5 protein-coding genes are annotated in these 3333 nt (G+C 50.4%); all 5 read left to right on the plus strand.

Annotated features, from left to right (window positions below; genetic code table 11):
- Positions 1-822: 822 nt before the first annotated feature.
- Positions 823-1197, plus strand: a complete 375-nt coding sequence (locus VMT62_15535; protein ID HVN97842.1) for a response regulator — start codon at positions 823-825, stop codon at positions 1195-1197.
- A 37-nt stretch (positions 1198-1234) separates the two neighbouring features.
- A complete protein-coding gene (locus VMT62_15540) occupies positions 1235-1450 on the plus strand; it encodes a hypothetical protein (GenBank protein ID HVN97843.1) in 216 nt (71 codons plus the stop codon).
- Positions 1405-1701: a chemotaxis protein CheX gene (locus VMT62_15545; protein HVN97844.1), complete on the plus strand. Its 297-nt coding sequence runs from the start codon at positions 1405-1407 to the stop codon at positions 1699-1701. The genes VMT62_15540 and VMT62_15545 overlap by 46 nt, the downstream gene beginning before the upstream one ends.
- A 182-nt stretch (positions 1702-1883) precedes the next feature.
- Positions 1884-2516, plus strand: coding sequence for an Hpt domain-containing protein (locus VMT62_15550; protein HVN97845.1), 633 nt, complete (start codon positions 1884-1886; stop codon positions 2514-2516).
- A gap of 239 nt (positions 2517-2755) precedes the next feature.
- A partial coding sequence (locus tag VMT62_15555) for a 4Fe-4S dicluster domain-containing protein (protein HVN97846.1) occupies positions 2756-3333 on the plus strand: 578 nt, incomplete at its 3' end.

Consider the following 3333-nt stretch of genomic DNA (forward strand, 5'->3'; position numbering starts at 1 on the left):
AATTAATGATTGAGGCGCTCCTCAATCATTAATTCATCGCGCTCCTCATAAGGGGCCTCGATCTTTTCGTGCCTGACTTTGTCAATCTACGGGCCGTGATTCTTCGACGTTTGCCACCCACATAGAAATCGCGCCGTTGAATATCGCCGGCCGCTTGTGGGTACCCGGCTAAATCATTTCTATCTCTCTGAATAGTGGCCTGCGAATCCCGGCTCTTGCTTTTCGCGTCATGCATCGAAAATCTCTTCGGCCCAAAAAGTCTAGCTTAACCGTATAGATGTCCGCTTTGGTTGGACGCAATAGAAATATGCACCATTCCAGTCTCGACCATCGCGAGGTGGTCTGACATGAAGAGCGTCGGGCGCAGGCCTGAAACTAATTGTAAATTCAGATGCAATGTCCGCGAACTCGGCAACAGAGCCGAGGGTCGCGGGTGGAGTGGATGCGGGCTTGGAGTGGAGAGATGAATATGCGATGGACTTGTCATGGCGCGCTGGCCGAAGACCGGGCTTGTATCCTGAAAGTAGGTTTGCCGGGTACCCACGCGTTGATACCGGATTGAAGAGCGACCAGACTGCCACGTGGGTGGTAAACGTCTGAAGGCGCGAGACGGGGCAGGACACGCATAGACGCTTTGCCGAACGAGCATGCATCCAGGCACAAAACATACACACATTTCAATCTTTCGTTTCTTGTCCACTGCTGTCCTGGCTTTGCAAGTTTCGACCATGAAATATTCGTTAAAGTTTTTCCATTGGGCAGTCGATAACAGAGATAAGGGGTTAGGGTGGGACCGGGAAATCATTTGAAAGGGAGTGCCTAATGAAAGCCCTTGTTGTCGACGATTTTGCAACAATGAGAAAGATTATCAAGACGGTCTTGCAGAAGATCAACATTACCGACGTAATCGAGGCGGAGAATGGTGCGAGCGCCCTGGAACTTCTCAAAAAAGAGCAGACCGATATCATCATCAGCGACTGGATCATGCCGGAGATGACCGGTATCGACTTTTTGAAGGCTTGCAAAGACAATGACGCGATAAAGCACATCCCTTTCATCATGGTCACCGCCGAGGCACAGAAAGATTGTATCATGGAGGCCATCAAATCGGGCGTGGACAACTATATTGTCAAGCCCTTTACCCCCGACAAACTGCAAAACGCCATTGAGAAGGCCAAGGAACGGGCCTCAAAATGATCGGGCCGGGGGATAATATCGTGCGTGGGACGACAAGATGGATGTAAAGTATATCAACCCGTTTGTTCTCGCGACGCAAACAGTGTTCAAAACCATGCTCAACCTTGAGACAAACCTGGATAAGCCTCGCTTAAAGACCGACAAGACCACGTCCGGGGATGTCACCGGGGTCATGGGCTTGGTCGCGACAAAAAGGGCACCATATGCATTAGCTTCAAGCATAAGGGCGCCCTTTTCGCTTATAAGACCTTGATGGGCGACGAGCGAACGGACCTCGGCCCCGAGGTCGTCGACGCCATCGGTGAACTCACGAATATCATATCAGGGCAGGCAAGAAAAGAGTTTGAGGCCTCCGGCGTCAACCTAAAGGCCTCGATCCCCACGGTTATTGTGGGCTCCATGCAGCTGCATTTCATCAGCGCCCTTCCCATCATATCCTTGCCCTTCCGTTTTCCCACGGATAATGGGGACGAAACGCTCTACGTCGATTTTTCCTTCGAGTAGAGGCGTGGGCCGTTAAGGCCCCGGAATTTCGAAGAGATGTCGTAAGTAAGCAACTGAATACAATCCCGACCATAGCGTCAAGGGGAGAAATTTCCCTATTCTTCTGCGCTGAACCGGACGTGCGACTAACATTCACATGGTGAGGGCGCCTGACTACCCGTGTATTGAGATATGATCCTTAAGTGATTTTAGGGTTGCATTGCCTGTGGCAATACTGTTACCGTATAAGCGGGCGAGCGTTAAATGAAAAATCTAAACTGTCCACGGGCATGGATGGTCGTCTTGCGGGGCTTACGTCAAAAGGAAAGCCGGGAAACTTTCATGCCGGGACCACAGACATCCGGGCAATCCGGTGGGAGTGTAGAAAATTGAAAGATAACCATACCCGACGCCTCGAGAAAAAGAATACATCCGGGAAAGAGAAACCCCAGAGCGGTGGCGGAAGAAGGGCTTTGGAAGCAAAATCGCGGGCGCTCGAGACCATTTTTAATGAAAAGGAACTTCTGGGAAGGGTCATGGAAGACAAAGAATTGATGAGAGAGCTCCTGTTACGGTTTCTGGAGGACCTGCCACAGTATATGGATGCCCTGCGGAAAGCACTTTCTCATCGAGATAAACCAGGCGCGGAACACTATGCGCATACCATAAAAGGAGCGGCGGCAAACGTGGCCGCGCCGGGTATACGGGCGCTTGCTCTCGAGATGGAAGAGGCCGGAAGAGAGGGCGAGCTCGTCAGCATAACCCGTTTGTTTCCGCAGCTTGAAAAGGAGGCCGCACTGTTCAGAACCACCTTAAAACGAGAAAAACGGCGGTAAAAGCCTGCCCCACGGAATCTCAAAACCGCACCTATCAAAACTGTTGACACAGAAACACAAATTGTTTAAAATAAATTGCCTTATTTATGATATTGAACAGCTCATATATAGTCTGTGATAAAGCATCTGATCTAGATTCCGTTCACTATAATGAATTATTTTTCTTGTCTCAGCCGGGGAACGTAGCCATGTACTCGAAGCGGGAAATGAGCCATCACAAGAAGAGCCTACGGTAAACTATGAACACGATAAATCTGACGGAAAAGACTGACTGGGCATTCATCGAGCAGGTGAAAGAAGAGAGCGGCCAGAACCCGTCTCTATGCTACCAATGCGGCAACTGCACGGCGGGATGTCCCTACACACAGTATTTCGATTATCCCGTGAGCATGGTAATGAGACTGTTGCAGGCCGGCCAAAAGGAGACGATCCTCAACTCCAAGTCCATTTGGCTCTGTGCTACCTGCGAGACCTGCACCACGCGATGTCCCTGTAACGTGGATGTGGCCCACATCATGGATACGCTGCGGATCATCGCGAGGCGGGAGGGAAGGATATCCGAGAAGGACGTAAAGCTCTTCTACGATTCGTTCCTCTCTTCCATGAAGCAGTGGGGCCGGATGTTCGAGATGGGTATCATCATGAGCTACAAGCTCAAGTCGGGTCATCTCATGGGAGACGCCGAGCTTGGACCTGCCATGATGAGCAAAGGAAAAATTCATTTGCTTCCCACGAAGATTAAGGGCGCAGACAAAATTGCAAAGATTTTTGACCGGTTCCAGGAAAAAGTAAACAAGAAGGCAAAAAAGCATGGCTG

It is taken from the genome of Syntrophorhabdaceae bacterium (genome assembly GCA_035541755.1).
In the GTDB taxonomy this organism is placed as follows: Bacteria; Desulfobacterota; Syntrophorhabdia; order Syntrophorhabdales; family Syntrophorhabdaceae; genus PNOF01.

Coding starts and splice junctions, on each gene's coding strand:
- VMT62_15540 (HVN97843.1), top strand. CDS start 1,235: ATGGATGTAAAGTATATCAACCCGTTTGTTCTCGCGACGCAAACAGTG.
- VMT62_15535 (HVN97842.1), top strand. CDS start 823: ATGAAAGCCCTTGTTGTCGACGATTTTGCAACAATGAGAAAGATTATC.